Genomic DNA, 255 nt, shown 5'->3' on the forward strand with positions numbered 1-255 from the left:
TCAACCTGCTCGTCTCGTTCATCTTCATGTTCTTCTTCCGCGGCTGGAGCTCGCTCGCGGCGGTGATCTCGGTGGCGACGGTGATCTCGTACCTCACGGGCCCGATCAGCCTGATGGCGCTCAAGCGCGCCGCCTCGGACATCGAGCGGCCGCTCTCCGTGCCGTTCATGAACGTGATCGCGCCGTTCGCGTTCGTCTGCGCGTCGATGATCCTGTACTGGGCGAAGTGGCCGCTCACGGGCGAGATCATTCTGC

1 pseudogene is annotated in these 255 nt (G+C 63.9%); it reads left to right on the forward strand.

Annotation, left to right across the window (positions count from 1 at the left end):
- Positions 1-255, forward strand: a pseudogene (locus tag VSR34_RS39255) (amino acid:proton symporter); the annotation flags it as partial.

Source organism: Paraburkholderia sp. JHI2823, assembly GCF_038900695.1.
Lineage (GTDB): Bacteria > Pseudomonadota > Gammaproteobacteria > Burkholderiales > Burkholderiaceae > Paraburkholderia > Paraburkholderia mimosarum.